The sequence below is a fragment of the Variovorax sp. WS11 genome (assembly GCF_010499245.1).
In the GTDB taxonomy this organism is placed as follows: domain Bacteria; phylum Pseudomonadota; class Gammaproteobacteria; order Burkholderiales; family Burkholderiaceae_C; genus Variovorax.
The window spans coordinates 634,258-652,374 of the sequence record NZ_JAAGOW010000002.1 but is presented as its reverse complement, the minus strand read 5'-3'; the positions used below and the strand labels follow the sequence as shown (position 1 = coordinate 652,374).

Genomic DNA, 18,117 nt, shown 5'->3' with positions numbered 1-18,117 from the left:
CGCAGCGCGCAGCGCGGAGGTTGCGCAGTGAGCAAATTGGTAGCAGATCAAGCCGACGGTCTGCGCCGCCTGCTGGCGCAGACGCGCACGCGCGTGCTGGCCTTCGCGAGCATGGGGCGCGGGCTGGGCGTCACCACGGTGGTGACGAACCTGAGCGCTGCCCTGGCGTACCAGGGCAGGGAAGTGCTGCTGCTCGACGAGCACGGCACCGACGCCGGCACGGCCTCGGCCGCCTGGGCCGTCGAACCGCTGGGCACGCTGGCCGACGTTGCCAACCGCCGGCTCACCCTGCATGGCGCCGCCGCGCGCGCGCCCTGCGGCGTGCAGGTGCTGACGGCCGTGCCGCGCACGCCGGCCGGCAGCCCCGACCCGCGCATGCTGTGGGAGGGCGACGTGATCCTGATCGATGCCGTGCTCGATGGCGAAGGCCAGCTCTCCGCCTTGGCGCAGGCGGCCGACGAACTGGTGCTGGTGATGCAGCCGCATGCGGCCTCCATCACCGCCACCTATGCAGGCATCAAGCGATTGCATTACGCGCATGCGCTGCGGCAGCTGCGCTTCCTGGTCAACGGCGTGGCCGAACCCGGGGCGGCGCAGCAAGTCGCGCACAACCTGGCGCAGGCCGGCAGCCGCTACCTCGCGGTCTCGCTGCAGCCCGCCGGCTGGGTGCGGGCCGAGCCCCACATGGCCGACGCCGCGCGCCTGCGCCGCACCGTGGTGGAGGCTTATCCCGCCAGTCCCGCGGCGGCGGACTGCCGCCGCATCGCCGACGAGATGGGCCAGTGGCCCTGGCGCCCGGGCGCGAGCCTGGCGCCGCAAGCCGTGCCCGCGACGCAGGGCACGAACACCGCCGCAGCCTGCCGAAAGTACTTGGAGAAGGAAGAAGGACGACCGTGTACACCGCACAGGGAACCATTGAAAAGTCCCATCTGCTGAAGCAGCACCAGCCGATGGTTCGCCGCATGGCGCTGCAGATGCTGGCCAAGCTGCCCGCCAGCGTGGAGCTCGACGACCTGATCCAGGCCGGCATGATCGGCCTGCTCGATGCCTCGACGCGCTACCAGGACAACCGCGGCGCGCAGTTCGAGACCTTTGCCAGTCAGCGCATCCGCGGCGCCATGCTCGACGAGCTGCGCGCCAACGACTGGGGCTCGCGCGGCCTGCGCCAGTCGGCGCGCAAGGTCGAGGGCGCGATCCAGACGCTGGAGCATCGGCTGGGCCGCGCGCCCACCGAGGGCGAGATCGCCAAGGAACTGAAGATGACGCTGGAGGCCTACCAGGGCCTGCTGCAGGAGATCCAGGGCTGCCAGCTGCTCTACGTCGAGGACTTCTCCGGAGACGGCGAGGGCGACAGCCCCTTCCTGGACCGCCATGCCGGCGAGGCGCGCGGCGAGCGCGGCGGCGACGACGATCCGCTGGCGCAGCTGCTGGAAAGCGGCTTCCGCCACCAGCTGGTGGACGCCATCGGCGAGCTGCCGGAGCGCGACCGGCTGCTGCTCAACCTCTACTACGAGGAGGAGCTCAACCTGCGCGAGATCGGCGCGATCCTCGAGGTCAGCCAGTCGCGCGTTTGCCAGTTGCACAGCCAGGCCATCAGCCGGTTGCGGGCGAAGCTGAAGGATTTGCTCTAAAGACTTCAGTGCCCGCCGGGTGCGGGCCCTCGGCGCGCTTGCGACTGGTTGCCGGCGCCGACCTGGCTTTCGCGATCGTTGCGGCTTTCCGGCGTGCGCTTCGGTTCATTGCGCTGGGTGGCGGCTTGGTGACCGGCCTTGTTGTGCTCGGTCTGGCCTTTCCGGTCGTTCTGCGAATTCGACATGCGGGCTCTCCTTGGGAGTGAACGGACAGGTTTCCATGTAGCGCCCGGCGGAGAGTCCATTCACCCTACCGGCGCCCACTCGGCATGTAGGAAAACGCCGCCAGCAGTGCCCCAAAGTTTGATTTCCGCTGCGCGATCACCCAGCATATTGGCCATGGACACACCCATCTTCAGCGCGCTGCCCGGCGGAGCCCAGACGCTCGCCGGTGATGGGGCCGTGCTCGCCGAGCCCGGCCTCCAAGGAACCGTGGTCGCGCTGACGGCGGACCACCATGCCTACGCCAGCGAGCACGAGCGCGCGACCCGCGCCCAGCTCGCCTGGCGGCTGGCCCGGCTCAAGAAGTCCCGCTTCGAGGGCGAGTACGACCGCGCCCGCAGCTACGCCGCGCCGGTGTACTTCGTGCCCAGCGACACGCTGGTCGGCGATGCACTGCCGAGTGCGCTCGGCATCGCGAGCCATCACGCTTTGTTCGGCGGGGTGGTGCCCCATCCCTTCGTGCTGACCAAGGCACTGGTGCACCCGCTGATCGATCCGGCCGCCGCAGCGCCGGTGGGGTGGAACCATGGCTTCGCCGGCCAGGTCGCCCACGCGGTGCTGCAGGGCTTCTCGGTCTTCGCCCGCGAAGATGCGAGCCGCGCCGGCCTGCGCTTGCTGGAGCAGGGCGCAGTGCGCGTCAAGCCGGTGCGGGCCACGGGCGGGCGCGGCCAGCAAGTGGTGCGCGACCGGCGGTCTCTGGAGGAATGCCTCGCGGCCATGGACGCGGCGGAAATCGCCGAGCACGGCCTGGTGCTGGAAGAGAACCTGGAGCAGCCCGTGACCTACAGCGTGGGCCAGGTGCACGTGGGCCAGGCCGTCGCCAGTTACTACGGCTGGCAGCGCCTGACCACCGACAACCAGGGCCACAAAGTCTATGGAGGCTCGGACCTCACCGTGGCGCGCGGCGGCTTCGATGCGCTGCTCGCGCTGAGCTTCCCCGAGGAGATCCGCCTGGCGGTGGAGCAGGCGCGCAGCCTGCATCGTGCGGTCGTTGCCTCGTTCCCCGGCTTCTTCGCCTCGCGCATCAACTACGACGTGGCGCAGGGCGCCAGCAGCGCCGGACGCTGGTGCTCCGGCGTGCTGGAGCAGTCGTGGCGCGTGGGCGGCGCAAGCGGCGCCGAGATTGCGGCGCTCGAAGTCTTCGAGGAGCAGCCCGAGCGCCCGGCGGTCAACGCCTCCTGCTTCGAGATCTATGGCGACGGCGTGGTGCCGCCGCCCAATGCGTGCGTGTACTTCAGCGGCGTGGATGCCAGTATCGGCCCGATCACGAAGTACACCGTGGTCGAGCCCTGATGCCCACCCGACATGCCCTGATCGACATCCCCGTCGACGGCGTGCATATCGCCGGCACGCTGGTCGCGGCCTCGACCATGGTGCCCGGCGTGCTGCTGGTGCATGGCTGGGACGGCAGCCAGCAGCAGGACATCGCACTGGCCCACGAGCTCGCCGCCCTGGGCTGCATCTGCCTGACCTTCGACCTGCGCGGCCATGCGCGCCATGTGGCGCAGCGCGAGGCCGTCACGCGCGAGGACAACCTGCGCGACATGCTGGCCGCCTACGACACGCTGGTGGGCCATCCGGCGGTCGACCCCGCTGCCGTCGCCGTCATCGGCAGCAGCTACGGCGGCTACCTCTCGGCGGTGCTGAGCTCGCTGCGCCCGGTGCGCTGGCTGGGCCTGCGCGTGCCCGCCATCTACCGCGACGAGAACTGGGAAAGCCCCAAGCGCCGGCTCAACGGCGACGACCTCACGCTGTACCGCCAGACCACCATCGAGCCCGAGAAGAACCGCGCGCTGGCCGCCTGCGAGGACTTCTTCGGCGACGTGCTGATCGTCGAATCGGAGAACGACATCATTGTGCCGCACCCGGTGATCGAGAACTACCTGGCCGCCTTCAAGTTCGCGCGCTCCCTGAGCCACCGCGTGATGGGCGGTGTCGACCATGCGATGTCGAAGAAGGTCTGGCGCCAGGCCTACGTGCAGATCGTGGTGGCCTGGATGACCGAGATGCGCCTGGCCGCCAAGGCCGAGGAGAAGGCGCGGCCGAAGCAGCAGGCGCAGCGCTACGAGGCCTGGCCCAGCGCGAATGTTTGAGCGATCGAGCGCCATGCGCGAGGCGGCGAGAGAAGCGCGAAATATTTAGTACGCCTGTTTGCTGCGCGCCCTTCAGGAATGGCGGAACTGAGCCGAAAAGCACTCAGAGCCAATCAAACAGCGAGCACACAACATGTCCAGACTCATCATCCTCGCCCGGCACGGCAGCGTCAGGCAAGTCAATATCCAGGGCGCCATCACCATGATCGGCCGCGATCTCGAGTGCGACGTGCAGATCGACAGCCTGGGCGTGAGCCGGCGCCACGCCACCATCCACTGGACGGGCGACCGCTTCGTGCTGACCGACCTGGAGAGCTTCAACGGCACCTTCGTCAACAGCGAGCGCGTCTGGGAGCATCCGCTGAAGAACGGCGATGCGATCGCCATGGGCGAATGCCAACTGCGCTTTCTCTACAGCTCGAAGGCGCTGCCCAGCGAGGACGCGCTGCGCCTGGTCACGCGGGTCGACGATCTGCACGACTTGCACGCGGGGCGCGAGCGCAGCGACTGGGCCGCCTTCTTCCGGCGCAGCAGGACGACGAGCAGCCGCGACGGAGCGGTGGCGCGCTACCGTTGATCCCAGGCGTTGCAGCAGCGCTGCGGGCAATCCCTTAGTCTTACTGTGTTAAATATTTAGGGCTCGTTGGTGCCGAAGACAACAGGGACATCGGGGCAGGTTACGAGCCAGCAGTGCGCCGATACGCAATCGCAAGCTCGTGATGGAGGATGGGACGTGGCGCTGCGCCCTCTGGGCTTCCCCGAGGTTTGTAATGCGTGGGTAGGGCAGGCTCTTGGCGTGCGGAGTTTTTTTTACCCCCGACCTCGTCGGGGTGCTGCAGCCGCTGCGCCAGCAGGAAGCCGTAGGCGGCAATGCTGAGACTGGCGTGATGATGAAAGCCGCGCCAGCCCCGGCCTTCGTACTGTCCAAGGCCCAGGTCCTGCTTGAGATCCTGGTAGTCACGCTCGATGCGCCAGCGCATCTTGGCCTCGTAGACCATGCGCTCCAGCGACGTGTCCTCGGGCAGCGTGGACAACCAGTACTTCAGCGGCTCTTCGTGGCCCTCGGGCCACTCGATGAGCAGCCATTGCGGCTCGCGCAGCTCGCTGCGCCGCTGGTCGCGGTGCGCTGCACGGACCCGCACGCGCGTGAAGTGCGAGCGCAGCGCGGCGTTCGTGCCCTCGCGCCAGGTCACTTCTTGCCAGTCGTCGGGCTCGATGTCGAAGGCCACGTCCTTGACCGTGCGGGGCCGGTGCTCGGGGGCGGTGGCGTCGCCGCGGCGCAGCCGCCGTGGCACGCGGCCCCTACCGCTGTAAGGCTTGGGCGGCAGGGGTTCGTGCCCGGGCGGCCATACCGTGACGCTGCCCGTCACCCCCACAACGTAGCGCAATCCAAGCTCGTCCAGGCGTTCGCGAAACGCCGTGTCCACGCCGTAGCCCGCGTCGGCCAGCACGCAGTGCCTCGGCGCCCCCTGAGCCACCAGGTGCTCGATCTGCTGCAGCGCGATTTGAGGCTTGGTGGCGAACTCGATTGCCTCGGGCACGCCGGCCTTCTCGCGTCTGGCCTGGTCGTCGGCCCACTCCTGGGGAAGGTACAGCTGCCACGCCACCGGAATGCTGGCCGCCGCGCAGGCCAGCGACACGCTCACCGCCACCTGGCAGTTGTCCTGCTTGCCCAGCATCCCGCAGTATTGGCGCGCGACGCCCACCGAGTGCCGCCCCTGCTTGGGAAATCCTGTGTCATCGATGATCCACCAACCGCCGTCGCTGAAATCCATCAGAGGCACGACCCACTGGCATATCCCCAGCAGCATGCGCTCATCCGACCAATTCGCGTCGGCCACGAAGTGGTGCAGCGACTGGTGGCGCGAACGCACATTCAGCGGGTCCATATGTGCCGCCATCGGCTCCACGCTCTTGCGCTGCAGCGGCGACATCAGCCCCGTGGTGTACCCGCGCAGCCCGGCGTGCCGATCTGAATGTCCCAGGCCTTCGCTCAGATGGGCCATGTACCGCTCGAATTCCTGCAAGTCTTCCATCAAGGTTCGCCCTTCTCCTGAAGAAGTGCGCATAATGCCTTGATTTCACTCAAATTACTAACACAGTAAGATTAGTGGCGGGGCGGAACTGCGAGTCGGCAAGGGTTACTGACAAAAACAATAACCCCAGAAGACGACGACCGCCTTGCGGAGTCGTTTCACCACTTCATGTCCGCTATCGAATCTTTGCTGGGTCCCGATCCTGGAGCGCAGGCCGGCCAGCCGGCCCGTACACCCCGCACGCTGCTCGTCGGCACGGATGTCCTGATTCATCTCCAGGAAGATGAAAGCCGTGAGGAGGTCACTCTCTACAGCGTCCCGGGATTGATGCAGGAAGTCGCCTGGCTGGCCGAGCGTACCGAGGCTTGGTCGCATGTGCTGCCCCATCATGCACACGAGCAAGCCGTGAGCGCGCTCATCGTGAATCCGGGTACGCGCGAGGTCTTCCTGTCAGCGACCTGGCCCCGTGCAGCGCTCGATCAAGTCACGCTGGGCCACGAACTGAATGCCCATGCCGAGCGGCATCGCCTTTGGCAACGCATGCTGCGGGTGCCGCAGGATGACGGCGTTCTTCTTGATTGACGAGGGCTCCATGCATTCGGCGAGCAACACCAACTACCAACCCGTGGTGACCTTCGGTATTCCACTCCAGAGGAACGAGGCCGTGTATTTGGGCTGGGGGCGTGCCGGAGACCCTCCTATCAATGCGGATGCCTACCCGGTCAATCTACCCAGTATTCAGGAGCTGGTGAGCCAGCACCCTGGATTCCCACCCGGCCTGCCCTTAGCCCCGATCGTCCATCCGCTGCAGCCACAGACACAGACACAGTGCGAGCCGCTCATTCGACCGGACTCAGCGACCACGTCTGACGAAGAGATCGGTGTCGATTCTTACGAGCCCGGGGACTTCGATTCGTACGTGCCCGAGGACTTCGACACGTACGAACCCGAGGACCTCGACATGTATGAGTCCCGCGCCGAACCAAATGCGCAGGCCGTGGTCGAGCTTCCGCCTTCGAAGCGGTCTCGTCCATTTGCCGGCGACATCTCGCAAGCGGATCTGGCCGACTTGCATCGCTTCACGACGCAGCCTCCGCCGCAAGTTCGGGTCTACGATCAGAAAGAAATCCTTGCGCAGTTGTTCGCGTCGCAGGACAGGCCCCAGGTCAAGGCGTGGACTTCATACTGCACCTTGTTCGGATAGTTGAGCGGCAATAAGGCGTGGGGGCCGACCGCCGTATCGGCTGCCGGCGCCTTTAACCAGTGTGACGTTGCCGGGCGGTTCGTACAAGCATCGATGATTGTTGCCGTACAGGTGGCGCTTGAGGACGCCGAGACGGCCGAGTTGATGAACGGTCGTCGAGGACACACCGAGGTGCTTGGCGACCTCTTCGCCAGTGAGCATGCCGCGCTCGCGCAGCCGCTCGAAGCGGCTCTTGAGCGCGTAGGCGTATCGCACCAGGATGACCTTCTTCATCGTGAACGCTTCGCCGCGCCAGTTGCGATGCCCGAGCGCGTTGAGCTTGACGGCGATCTGCCGGTCGGTAGAGGTCTCGAGCAACTCGTCGATGAGGGCGACCACTTCCGGCGGGGTCTTGCGGATCTGCGCGATGGGCCGCGGCTTGTCGACGCAAAGGCTTTGCGTTCGTCCGCCGCGCCAGCGTACGTGCACCGCAATGCTCGGCCCGGCCACCAACGTCACGTCCTCGATCAACAATGCCAGCATGCGCTTGCGTTCCAACGCACTGGTCCTGGCGTCGTTCCAGACCCGAGGGAAGTCGCGCGCCAGGTCGACGATGCGCTTGCGCGCCGGCTCGTCGAGTTGAGCCTCATCCTCGTGCTGCTGGCGTTCGTGCTGTTGCTGCAAGGTGTCGAGTTCGCGCAGGCGTTGGTTCCATTCCGCCTCGAGCGCATCGGCCACCAAGCGGTTGTCCGGATCCACCTTGGCGTAGCGGCGGCGGGCTAACTCGGCCTCGTAGCGCGTGCGCTGAAGCTGCGCCTGACGCCGCGCGGCGGCCTGCTCGATGCGCTGCGCAATCTCATCCTGCACGGCCAGTGCGACCTCGATCGCCGCCGGCGCCACGGTCTGCAGGAGCAAGGCGCTGACCGCCGCGTCGACCGCCGGTCCGTGAACCGCTTGACACGGCTTGCCGGCTCGGCGCACGACCTCTTCGTAGCAGCGGTAGTACGCACGCAGTTGGCCACTGAGAGACTCGTAGTGCACCCGCATGCGTGCCCCGCATTTGCCGCACAACACGCGCCCCTGCAGCAGGCCATTGCCCTCGCGCGGCATGCGTCCCCGCTCTCCGGGGGCGAAGCCCAGGTTCTGCCGCAGCCTGAGTTCATTGCGCTCGAACTGCGACCAATCGATGTAACCCGCATGGGCATTGCGGATCAGCACCTTCCAATCCTGCTGCCCCACGTCTCGCTGCACCGGCCGCAGTTGCGCGTTGCAGAAGATGCGCGAACGGCCGTAGACGAAGGCGCCCGCGTAGCGCGGGTTGTGCAAGATCTGCAATACCCGCGAGACGTCGATCAGGCCCCACAGCAGATCACCCTTGCCGATTCCTCGACGGATGCGTCGCGGGAACAGTACCTCCTGTTTGCGCAGACGCCGCACAACGGCGCAGGCAGAGCCGAGGTCGTTGAACATCTCGAACAGCAATCGAACGGTGTCCTGGACCTGGCGGTCGGGGTCGAGAACGACGTGACCAGCGCCGTCGTACACCAACCCGATCGGCAAGGGCATCTCCAGCTCACCTCGGCGTGCCTTGTTCAGGATGCCACCTTGCAGGCGTGACTTCAGGATGTGCAGTTCGGCTTCGCTCATCGTGCCCTTCAGACCCAGCAGAAGGCGATCGTTGAAGTGGGACGGGTCGTAGACCCCGTCCTCGTCGAGGATGAGGGTGCGTGACATGGCTGCCAGCTCAAGCAGGCGATGCCAGTCGGCGTTGTTGCGTGCCAGGCGTGAGACCTCCAGCCCCAGCACGATGCCGGCGTGGCCGAGCGCAACCTCGGTGACGAGACTCTGGAAGCCGTCGCGGTCGCGTGCCTGCGCACCGGACAGGCCCAGGTCGCTGTCGATCACGTGCTCCAGCGGCCAGCCCAGCGCCACCGCACGCTCGCGCAACGCGTATTGGCGCTTGGTGCTCTCCGTGTTCTCGAACACCTGGCGCAACGAGGATTGCCGCACGTACAGGAACGCATCACGGCGCAAGTGGTCGGCGTCGACCTTCAGGGCAGAATCACTGGGCATGAAGTACCTCTAACTGGGTCGCCAGCACCATGTCGGCCAGCAGGCGCACGAGCTGGCGATCGAGCGTGCCGGTGGGTGCCGCCGATGTCGGCGGCGCGATCACTGAAGATGTCGAGGGTGCCGCGGTGGCGCGCAACACCCGCAGGCCGTGCCACATGCCGTGGAAGATGATTGCGCCCAGAGCGTCTGGACGGCCTCGACCGGCCACTACGTCGGCGCGAATGCACTCGTAGGCCGCGGCCGCATCGCTGGGCAGACTCGACGAGGTGTTCGTCGAAGAAGGTGTCAGCGTTTTTTTTTGCGAGCGATTGCCCGCTCGATGCTGCGTGGGTGCACCTTGACACCCAATTGGGTGTGAACCAGTTTGGCCATCTCGCGTGCGTGCATCGGGCCGCTGCCGGTGTGGTGCGACTCGATGACGTCCATCACCTCGGCGGTGAGCTTGTGGGCTGACTTCGGCCCGCGCGGTTGCGGCAGCAACCCGGCAACGCCGTCGCGCTCGAACGCGGCTTCGGCCTGGTAGAAGGTCGGTCGCGACAGGCCGAACAAGCTGGCCGCCTCGGCCTTGGTGACGCCGTCTTGCCGCGCGTGGCGAAGCATCTCGTACTTGACCTGCACCAGGTCGTTGGCGTCGAAGAACCCGCCGGGGTGGAACCAGTCGGCCTGAACCCGACTGGGCTGCACGTTGAGGATGCCCGCCTCGCGCAATCGGTCGAGCTTGTTGGCAGGCTTGGGCATGGTCGCAGTGGTTCTTGTTGTGTAAATCATAATATGCCGCACTGCATGCAACGTCAAGATGGATTTGCTCCTTCTGATCCAATGAACTTGAATGAATTAGGCCAGTTGAATTTAAGAGGCGTCTACCGGCAGCACCAAGTGCGGCGTTAATACGTTTACACATGCGGCGCAATTTACTTGACACGCTTGCGCCTGCTGTGATGCCGACTCTTGATCTCGCCAACCAGCGCCACGAGCGTCGACAGGTCGTCCGCGCGGAAGAACGACCGCCCGGCTGCAGCATCGGTTCGAGCATCTGGCGGATCAACGTCGGTCCACGCCGCCGGCAGTGAGCGCAGCTGACCATGGGCGTCGAAGAACATGACGCGGTCCTCGCCCCAGTTCTGCTTGCGAGTGGCAAGCACCAGGCGCCGACCCTTCCACGGATGGAAAGGGTGCGTGACTTCGACCTCTATGGACGCTCCAGACGCTGCATCACGTGCAGTTCTGGACCTACGAGAAACGCAAAGCCGAAAGCTCGATAGAGGCGGTGCCTCCAAGCCCTCCGGGCGTCATGATCGCGTTGCGGACGAAGAAGTCTCTCGTGCTGATGGTGGAGTACGTCAAGACCTGGGAACCTGGCCAAAGTCGCCTTCTGCTGCTAGCGTCACGCGAATGGAGGAAAACGAACCCAGCCGCTTCACAACTGGTGGCCTTGCTGTTTCTGTTCACCCTTCACAGCCCTCCTTGGGATTTCGTAATTGAGTTTCCAGACCTTCTTCCTGCCACCTGGCCGCCCGCGCTGGAGCCATTGCGGAAGGGCTGCCTGACGAGCTGGAGTCAGGTCGTTCGAACAGACGGGACCAGCGATGCAACGATGAGAAAGAGCATGCTTTCGATGCTGGAACAGCGCTATTCGAAACCTGCACCGGAGCAGGGCCTGTTCGCCGGCATGCTCCCGGCGGACGTGTTCGCCGTGCTTCGCTCCGCGATGATGCAGTTGTAGCCGGGTTGTCGCTTCAGCTTTCCTGAAACCGTCCGGCATGGCCGCGTCAGGCAAGTCAATATCGCTGCCGTCCGGCAGCCCCTGTCACGGGGCAGGGGGCCGCTGCCGGGATAATGAAGGCATGTTCTTATTGAGATCCCGCCTCGCCTTTCCGGCGAAGGCCACGTCCCACTTCCGATGAGCCAGGAACCCTGTCGTATCGTCCTCGGTGAGCGTTGGACCGCCTTCGCCCAGGAAAGAGAGGGCATGCACATGCTGGGGACCGTCCAGCGGGGCATGCAGATCGGCGCACTTGCGAGGTTGGCGGACGGCACCTATGCCCAGGTCAACGGCGATGTCGTCGAGGTCATCAACAAGAGCCGGATCGAGTTCGCCCTGCGTGCGGCGACGGGGACTCGGCCCGGCGAGCCGATCGTGAATCTCCGCCGCCCGCCGGCGTCGGCGGTGCCGGTCGTGATCAAGAAGCGCCGGCGGATCGTGCTGCCGCCTGAGGCTTAGATTCGCATCGGCATTGCCGCGGAGCTGGATGCAATTGCCATGGGGCGCCGTGACCACTGTGCTTGAAGTCCGAAGTGTCTAACCCTCAAGAGACAACGATACCATCGAGATGTTCGAGCGGAATCAGCACAGTGCAGCACAGCCACAACGTCGCCCCACGCCAGCCGCGCAAGGGCGTCTATTCGTTCAAAAGGCTTGGTGCGCGTCCGCCCTGCTCCAGATCCCGGGGCGCTCCATCCTGCTTGAGATCTGGCGGCGTTCCGTTCTGCTGGAGTTCGACGTATTCGTCTCCTCGCCTGGATTGAGCCGCGCCCTCGCTGTAGTCTCGGTCGTCCCTCAGTGTTTGCGGACCGGCCCCCCTTGGTGTCGTGACCTCTTCCATCTTGCGCGGGTTCTCCACAATAGATGAGAGGCCTTGGGCTCCCGGCCGCTCGACCAGCTGCTCCGGTGACGCGCCTTCCGTGTGTACCAGTATCAGCAATGGATAGAGCGCTTGGATGATCATCCCGGCTATGAGGTTTCCCAGCACACTTTGCGTCGTTTCGTCGCTGTCCTTGAGCAAGTCGCTCAGGACGAACAGCAGCGCCAGAAGAATGAACCACACGTTCTGGCGCGCGGTGTCGGTGACGAGAATCGGCCTTTCAAGGCGCTGAATCACATCACGCCACGACGGCACGCTGGTGGGGAGGAAAGTGAGCCGGATGCGCACTCCCTCGGTGTCATCTGCTCGTTTCTGTGCGGTGCGTTCGATCCATTTCTGTGTGAGTTGAGATGGAAGAATGCCGGGCTCCTCCTTTCTGATCGAGGCGAGGGTGTCTTTTTCGACGCGCGTAACAATCGGAAGCGGAAGATAGAGACGCTGGAATTCGTACACGAATTTCTCTTGCACGATTTGTTGCCGCTTCTCCTCATCCTCCTTCAGTTCCGGGTGCCGCCGGAGTTTTCTATCTATCGCTCTATCGAAAGTGGTGAAATCCCGCGTGTCCTGGATGTCGGTTCCGAGACTGGACATCGGGCGCAGCCTCGCGGGCCGCAAGTCAATTTGATCGTCAAGTTCATGTCGTAGGTTTTCTATTGTATTCAGGAGTTCCACGGTATCAGGTTCATCGAGTTCCTTGAATTCATCGGATTCCTCAGGTCCTCCGTCAGATTCCTCGAGTCCATCGTGGGATTCCTCGAGTCCATCGTCGGATTCATGAGAATTACTGAGTGCACGCGCATTGAAACTACTTAATTCATTGGAGATTTCATTGACTTCGCCGGCTTTGGCGAGTCTGATTCGCTCCTTATATCCCTTCAGAATTTCCCGCTCCAGCTGTTTCAGGAGGCGTCGATCCCGCTCGACGTCCAGTCGCAGGTTTTCCAGGTAGTTGAGTTGGGCGTCATCGAGTTTGTTCTTATTAATATTCATTCGCCTCAGTTCTATTATTTTTCTGTAGACGCCTAGATCCTGCTCGAGGCCTCGGATTTGCTCAATTTCTGCGCCACTGAGATCCGTTTGACGCAGCAAGCCTTGGAGCCTCCCGGTCTTCTCGTACAGATGAAGCTCTTTCAGGATATTGTCCAGGTATTGCTTGTGCGCATCATCAAGCTTTTTTCGGTCCTGCCGTTGCATCCGCTTCAGTTCTCGCTGATATAAGTCCAAATTAAATTTGGAGATCAATTGCTGCCGACGGTCCGGTGGAACAAGCAGCAGATTTCTGGCAAACTCGCCCAGCTCATTCATGTACTGCGCATGAACGGTTTCGTCCTGGATGTTGCGTGCTTCTTTCAGAAGATATTTTCTGTTTTCGAAAAATTTCAACCAACTGGGCAATACCAGGTCATCCTTGAATTCCAAGCTGCCGTTCACTAGCGAATGGGCCGCGGAGTCCGAAAAATTCCACTGGGCGGCAGCAATAAGCTCCGGTGGCATGGTCTCATTGCCGGTCGCGCGAGGAAGGCCGTGAGCACCCGAACGGGGAGCTCCGACGTCCATGACCATTCCGCCAAGCCATTGAAAAAAGCCAAAGATCGTTCCCGATGCGACTACGCCGAGCGGCGGGAGCGATCGTAGGTTGTCCTGGAGCGGAAGCATCCAGTTGCATAGATCGCGCGCGAAGTTGCCGGCAATGACCCGTGGCAATGCGCGGCCAAGCGAGTCCAGCTTCCCCGCCTCGTAGCACGCCAGGAGCACGCCCAGGTTCAGGATGCCGAAGGCCAGGCGACAAAGGATGCTGGTGTGGTTGACCGTACCCCGCATGACCGATACGAGGCCGCCGATCAAATTCATGGCGGGTGCGATGGCAATCGCCGCAATGCCCAGGATCTTCAGCATCGCTTCGTGGCCACCGAGCTCGTTGAGTTTGCTCAGCTCGAAGTCGATCGCGTGGCGCATGAGCGTGCAGATCGCCACGAAGATGCCGGTCCGCAGTTCCACATTGATGACGTTGGCGGCCCATCGGCCGGCGTCACTGGTGCATTCGTTGCGGAAGACTGCGCCGAGAAAGTCGATCAGCACGAAGCGCCGCTGCTGCTGAGCATCGGGCGTGTCTCCTGGATGTTCCGCCACGGCCGCATCCATGCATGCCATCAGGTGTTCGAGGTCGGCGGTCAGGGCGTCGTCCCCATCGGGTGAATCATCCGAAATGTCGCTCCTTTCGGAATCGATGAGGCCGGTTGCGCGCTCGATGATGGTGTCTGCTGCCTGGACGGCCTCCCGAGGCATTTTCTTCCGCGCTTTCTTGAGCGTGCGAGGCACGTCCATCTCGGAAATGCGAGCAATCAGCGGCAATGTCGACGACCGCCCGGTCTCGGCCAGAGCAGGGCGCGGAGGCGCCAGATGGTCGATCAATCGCCCCTGGATCTCGCTGATCTTGATTGAACGGACATCGAGCCGTAGCGCTGGGGTTTGCTTGTCAGGAGCCGGGGACTTGGGATTCGGCTTCTCTACCCTCGGCGTTGCATAGGGCGACACGGAACCGCTGCTTCGCTGCATCTGGCGACCTTCCTGTTTGATTGGGGAAGGCGATGTCTAACCAAAACTGGCGACGCAGTCAAAAATTGTCACAAAATTGTCGCAAATCGGAGGCGCGCGCTGTCTCGCGCCCCGCATGCACGCTCAGCCCTCGCGCGCCACCGGATGCTGCGCCAACGCCTCCAGCGCCAGCACCAGCGCCGAATGATCGTCCTGCCCATGCCCCAGCGCCGCGCAGGCATTCATCAGCTGCGCCGCGCCGGCCGTCTGCGGCAGCGCCACGCCCAGCGCGCGCGCACTCTGCATCGCCAGGTTCAAATCCTTCTGGTGCAGCGCAATGCGAAAGCCCGGCGCAAACGTGCGCTTGATCATCCGTTCTCCATGCACTTCGAGGATGCGCGAGGAGGCGAAGCCGCCCATCAGCGCCTGCCGCACCTTCGCCGGATCGGCACCGGCCTTGCTGGCGAACACCAGCGCCTCGCCGACGGCCGCGATGTTGAGCGCCACGATGATCTGGTTGGCCACCTTGCACACCTGGCCGTCGCCGGCGGCGCCGACGAGCGTCACGTTCTTGCCCATCTTTTCGAGCAGGGGCCGCACGCGGCCGAAGACGCCTTCGTCGCCGCCGCACATGATGGTCAGGCTGGCCGCCTTGGCACCCACCTCGCCGCCCGAGACCGGGGCGTCGACGTAGCCGCAGCCCAGTTCCCCGATGCGCTTGGCAAAGCCCTTGGTCGCGATTGGGTCGATGGAGCTGCAGTCCACCACCGTCTTGCCCTTGGTCAGTGCGGAGGCCACGCCGTTCTCGCCGAACAGCACCTTCTCGACATCGGGCGTGTCGGGGACCATGACGAAGATCACATCGGCCTGCTTCGTCACCTCGGCGGCCGTGTTGCACACGGTGGCGCGCGAGGTGAAGGGCTCGGGCACCGGGCCCTGCGTGTTGACGAAGAGCGTGTGGCCGGCGTCGAGCAGGTGGCCGGCCATGGGTGCGCCCATGATGCCGAGGCCGATGAAACCGATCTTCTGGGATGCCGTGGTGGACATGCGATGAATTCCTTCTCTTGTCTGTCTGTGTGTGTCGTTACTGCGTGAGGGCGGTGCACCAGCCGAGACCGTCGACCGTGGTGCCGCGCGGCTTGTACTCGCATCCGATCCAGCCGGTGTAGCCGGCGGCATCGATGTGCTTGAAGAGCCAGGGGTAGTTGATCTCCCCCGTGCCGGGCTCGCCGCGGCCCGGGTTGTCGGCCAGCTGGATGTGGCCGATGCGGGCCATGTTCTTGCTCATCGTGGCGGCCAGCTCGCCTTCCATGCGCTGCGCGTGGTAGATGTCGTACTGCAGCAGCAGGTTGGTCGAACCCACCTCGTCGATGATGGCCAGCGCCTGGTCGGTGCGGGTTAGGAAGAAGCCGGGAATGTCGAAGTGGTTGATCGGCTCGATCAGCAGCATGATCCCCGCGGTCTGCAGTTCCCTGGCGGCGAAGCGCAGGTTCTCGACGGCCACCTTGCGCGCCTCCCCGGCGCTCACGCCGTCCGGCAGCTTGCCGAGCAGGCAATTGAGCTTGGGGCAGCCCAGCGCCGTGGCGTAGTCGATTGCCATGCCCACGCCCTCGCGGAACTCGCCCACGCGGTCGGGGTGGCAGGCGATGCCGCGCTCGCCCGTCTCCCAGTTGCCCGCGGGCAGGTTGTGCAGCACCTGCTGCAGGCCGTTGGCGCGCAGCGCGGCGGTGAGCTCCTTCTTGTCGAAGGCGTAGGGGAACAGATACTCGACGGCCTTGAAGCCCGCCTTGGCAGCGGCCTCGAAGCGCTGCATGAAAGGCAGTTCGGTGAAGAGCATCGTCAGGTTGGCTGCGAAACGCGGCATCTTGTTTGTCTCCTCGGAATCAGTCCAGCATCGCGGCGGCGACGGAGCTGGGTGCGTCGGCAAGGCTCTCGGCCAGTGCCTCGAACTCGTTGATGGCGTCGATCTCCGTGCCCATCGCGATGTTGGTCACGCGCTCGAGCATCACCTCGATCACCACCGGCACGCTGAACTCGGCCATCAGCTTCTCGGCGCGCTCGATGGCGGGCTTGATCTCTTCCTGCTTGTAGACGCGGATCGCCTTGCAGCCCAGGCCTTCCACCACCTTCAGGTGGTCGACGCCGTACTCGCGCTCCACGCCGCTCTCTTCGGTGGCGTTGATGTTCTCGAAGCCCAGCTGCACGCAGTAGTCCATCTCGAAGCCGCGCTGCGACTGGCGGATCAGCCCCAGGTAGGAGTTGTTGACCACGATGTGGATGTAGGGCAGCTTGAACTGCGCGCCCACCGCCAGTTCTTCGACCATGAACTGGAAGTCGTAGTCGCCCGAGAGCGCGACGATCCTGCGCGACGGGTCCGCGGCACGCACGCCCAGCGCGGCGGGGATGGTCCAGCCCAGCGGGCCGGCCTGGCCGCAGTTGATCCAGTTGCGCGGGTTGTAGACGTGCAGGAACTGCGCCGCCGCGATCTGCGACAGCCCGATGGTGCTGACGTAGCAGGTCTCGCGCTCGAAGTTGCGGTTCATGCACTGGTAGACGCGCTGCGGCTTCATCGGCACGTCGTCGAAGTTGGTCTTGCGCAGCATGGTCTTCTTGCGCTCGAGGCACTCGCTGGCCCAGTCGCGGCGGCTGGGCAGCTTGCCCTTGGCCTTCATGTCCTCGGCCACTTCGACGAAAAGCTCGAGCGCGGCCTTGGCGTCGGAGACGATGCCGAAGTCGGGCGTGAACACGCGGCCGATCTGCGTGGGCTCGATGTCCACGTGCACGAAGGTGCGGCCCTTGGTGTAGACCTCGACCGAGCCGGTGTGGCGGTTGGCCCAGCGGTTGCCGATGCCCAGCACGAAGTCGGAGGCGAGCATCGTGGCGTTGCCGTAGCGGTGGCTGGTCTGCAGGCCGCACATGCCGGCCATCAGCGGATGGTCGTCGGGGATCGTGCCCCAGCCCATCAGCGTCGGGATCACCGGCACGCCGGTGGCCTCGGCGAAGCGCACCAGCAGGTCGCTGGCGTTGGCGTTGATGATGCCGCCGCCGGCCACGATCAGCGGGCGCTCGGCCGCGTTCAGCATGGCGATGGCCTTCTCGATCTGGGCGCGGCTGGCGGCCGGCTTGTAGGGCGTGAGCGGCTGGTAGGTCTCGATGTCGAACTCGATCTGCGCCATCTGCACGTCGAAGGGCAGGTCGATCAGCACCGGGCCCGGGCGGCCCGAGCGCATCAGGTGGAAGGCCTGCTGGAACACCTGCGGCACCTGGCCCGGCTCGCGCACCGTGACCGACCACTTGGTGACCGGCTTCGAGATGGACTCGATGTCCACCGCCTGGAAGTCCTCCTTGTAGAGGCGGGCGCGCGGCGCCTGGCCGGTGATGCAGAGGATTGGGATCGAATCGGCCCAGGCCGAGTACAGCCCGGTGATCATGTCGGTGCCGGCCGGCCCCGAGGTGCCGATGCACACGCCGATGTTGCCGGCCACCGCGCGGGTGTAGCCCTCGGCCATGTGCGAGGCGCCCTCGACGTGGCGCGCCAGGATGTGGCCGATGGTGCCTTGCTTGCGCAGTGCCGAGTAGAGCGGATTGATGGCGGCGCCGGGCACGCCGAAGGCCTGCGTGACGCCTTCTTTTTCCATCACCAGAACGGCGGCCTGGGCCGCGGACATCTTTGCCATTTAAGTCTCCTTGGGAATGCCTTGA

The 18,117-nt window shown here is 64.6% G+C and carries 19 protein-coding genes; 9 read left to right on the top strand and 10 right to left on the bottom strand.

Annotated elements, in window-relative coordinates; genetic code table 11:
• The first annotated feature begins 27 nt into the window (after positions 1-27).
• On the top strand, positions 28-936 hold the full coding sequence (locus GXN78_RS23580) for a flagellar biosynthesis protein FlhG (protein ID WP_181360684.1): 909 nt from the start codon (positions 28-30) through the stop codon (positions 934-936).
• Positions 894-1,631, top strand: coding sequence for an RNA polymerase sigma factor FliA (locus tag GXN78_RS23575; RefSeq protein WP_106560490.1), 738 nt, complete (start codon positions 894-896; stop codon positions 1,629-1,631). The genes GXN78_RS23580 and GXN78_RS23575 overlap by 43 nt, the downstream gene beginning before the upstream one ends.
• A gap of 5 nt (positions 1,632-1,636) precedes the next feature.
• Here the strand turns inward: GXN78_RS23575 and GXN78_RS23570 are convergent, their stop codons facing one another.
• Positions 1,637-1,816 carry a hypothetical protein gene (locus GXN78_RS23570; RefSeq protein ID WP_106560489.1) on the bottom strand — a complete coding sequence of 60 codons (180 nt, stop codon included), beginning with the start codon at positions 1,814-1,816 and terminating at the stop codon, positions 1,637-1,639.
• A 154-nt stretch (positions 1,817-1,970) separates the two neighbouring features.
• On the opposite strand from GXN78_RS23570, the gene GXN78_RS23565 reads away from it, so the two are divergent.
• The 3 genes from GXN78_RS23565 to GXN78_RS23555 all read left to right on the top strand — a co-directional run bounded on the left by GXN78_RS23565 (position 1,971) and on the right by GXN78_RS23555 (position 4,523).
• On the top strand, positions 1,971-3,146 hold the full coding sequence (locus GXN78_RS23565; RefSeq protein WP_106560488.1) for a DUF3182 family protein: 1,176 nt from the start codon (positions 1,971-1,973) through the stop codon (positions 3,144-3,146).
• Positions 3,146-3,946, top strand: a complete 801-nt coding sequence (locus GXN78_RS23560; protein ID WP_181360683.1) for an alpha/beta fold hydrolase — start codon at positions 3,146-3,148, stop codon at positions 3,944-3,946. The genes GXN78_RS23565 and GXN78_RS23560 overlap by 1 nt, the downstream gene beginning before the upstream one ends.
• Positions 3,947-4,079: 133 nt before the next feature.
• A complete protein-coding gene (locus GXN78_RS23555) occupies positions 4,080-4,523 on the top strand; it encodes an FHA domain-containing protein (protein ID WP_106560487.1) in 444 nt (147 codons plus the stop codon).
• 100 nt (positions 4,524-4,623) lie between these two features.
• Here GXN78_RS23555 and GXN78_RS23550 read toward each other — a convergent pair whose 3' ends face one another.
• Positions 4,624-5,982 carry an IS701 family transposase gene (locus tag GXN78_RS23550; RefSeq protein ID WP_164255346.1) on the bottom strand — a complete coding sequence of 453 codons (1,359 nt, stop codon included), beginning with the start codon at positions 5,980-5,982 and terminating at the stop codon, positions 4,624-4,626.
• A gap of 168 nt (positions 5,983-6,150) precedes the next feature.
• Here GXN78_RS23550 and GXN78_RS23545 point away from each other — a divergent pair, with 168 nt between their 5' ends.
• Together GXN78_RS23545 and GXN78_RS23540 are read left to right on the top strand one after the other, a co-directional pair.
• Positions 6,151-6,564 (top strand): type III secretion system chaperone, encoded by a 414-nt coding sequence (locus GXN78_RS23545; protein ID WP_146163249.1) that lies wholly within the window; start codon positions 6,151-6,153, stop codon positions 6,562-6,564.
• On the top strand, positions 6,542-7,186 hold the full coding sequence (locus GXN78_RS23540) for a hypothetical protein (protein ID WP_106561516.1): 645 nt from the start codon (positions 6,542-6,544) through the stop codon (positions 7,184-7,186). The genes GXN78_RS23545 and GXN78_RS23540 overlap by 23 nt, the downstream gene beginning before the upstream one ends.
• Here GXN78_RS23540 and GXN78_RS23535 read toward each other — a convergent pair.
• The 4 genes from GXN78_RS23535 to GXN78_RS41985 all read right to left on the bottom strand — a co-directional run bounded on the left by GXN78_RS23535 (position 7,163) and on the right by GXN78_RS41985 (position 10,515).
• On the bottom strand, positions 7,163-9,238 hold the full coding sequence (locus GXN78_RS23535) for a recombinase family protein (protein ID WP_164255700.1): 2,076 nt from the start codon (positions 9,236-9,238) through the stop codon (positions 7,163-7,165). The genes GXN78_RS23540 and GXN78_RS23535 overlap by 24 nt on opposite strands.
• A complete protein-coding gene (locus GXN78_RS23530; RefSeq protein ID WP_164255698.1) occupies positions 9,228-9,395 on the bottom strand; it encodes a hypothetical protein in 168 nt (55 codons plus the stop codon). Before GXN78_RS23530 ends, GXN78_RS23535 begins: the two co-directional genes overlap by 11 nt.
• A 128-nt stretch (positions 9,396-9,523) precedes the next feature.
• On the bottom strand, positions 9,524-10,033 hold the full coding sequence (locus GXN78_RS23525) for a helix-turn-helix domain-containing protein (RefSeq protein ID WP_239142877.1): 510 nt from the start codon (positions 10,031-10,033) through the stop codon (positions 9,524-9,526).
• A 116-nt stretch (positions 10,034-10,149) separates the two neighbouring features.
• Positions 10,150-10,515: a DUF5372 family protein gene (locus GXN78_RS41985; protein ID WP_275407595.1), complete on the bottom strand. Its 366-nt coding sequence runs from the start codon at positions 10,513-10,515 to the stop codon at positions 10,150-10,152.
• Here GXN78_RS41985 and GXN78_RS23515 point away from each other — a divergent pair.
• Both GXN78_RS23515 and GXN78_RS23510 read left to right on the top strand, forming a co-directional pair.
• Positions 10,455-10,961, top strand: a complete 507-nt coding sequence (locus tag GXN78_RS23515) for a hypothetical protein (protein ID WP_164255599.1) — start codon at positions 10,455-10,457, stop codon at positions 10,959-10,961. The genes GXN78_RS41985 and GXN78_RS23515 overlap by 61 nt on opposite strands.
• Before the next feature lie 177 nt (positions 10,962-11,138).
• Positions 11,139-11,459 carry a hypothetical protein gene (locus tag GXN78_RS23510; RefSeq protein WP_146163201.1) on the top strand — a complete coding sequence of 107 codons (321 nt, stop codon included), beginning with the start codon at positions 11,139-11,141 and terminating at the stop codon, positions 11,457-11,459.
• 178 nt (positions 11,460-11,637) lie between these two features.
• On the opposite strand, the gene GXN78_RS23505 is transcribed toward GXN78_RS23510, so the two are convergent.
• The 4 genes from GXN78_RS23505 to gcl all read right to left on the bottom strand — a co-directional run bounded on the left by GXN78_RS23505 (position 11,638) and on the right by gcl (position 18,092).
• Positions 11,638-14,436, bottom strand: coding sequence for a hypothetical protein (locus GXN78_RS23505; protein WP_106560875.1), 2,799 nt, complete (start codon positions 14,434-14,436; stop codon positions 11,638-11,640).
• A gap of 123 nt (positions 14,437-14,559) precedes the next feature.
• Positions 14,560-15,462, bottom strand: a complete 903-nt coding sequence (locus GXN78_RS23500; protein ID WP_106560874.1) for a 2-hydroxy-3-oxopropionate reductase — start codon at positions 15,460-15,462, stop codon at positions 14,560-14,562.
• Positions 15,463-15,499: 37 nt separating this feature from the next.
• On the bottom strand, positions 15,500-16,279 hold the full coding sequence (hyi, locus tag GXN78_RS23495) for a hydroxypyruvate isomerase (RefSeq protein WP_106560873.1): 780 nt from the start codon (positions 16,277-16,279) through the stop codon (positions 15,500-15,502).
• Between the two features lie 19 nt (positions 16,280-16,298).
• Positions 16,299-18,092 carry a glyoxylate carboligase gene (gene gcl, locus GXN78_RS23490; RefSeq protein WP_106560872.1) on the bottom strand — a complete coding sequence of 598 codons (1,794 nt, stop codon included), beginning with the start codon at positions 18,090-18,092 and terminating at the stop codon, positions 16,299-16,301.
• Positions 18,093-18,117 lie beyond the last annotated feature (25 nt).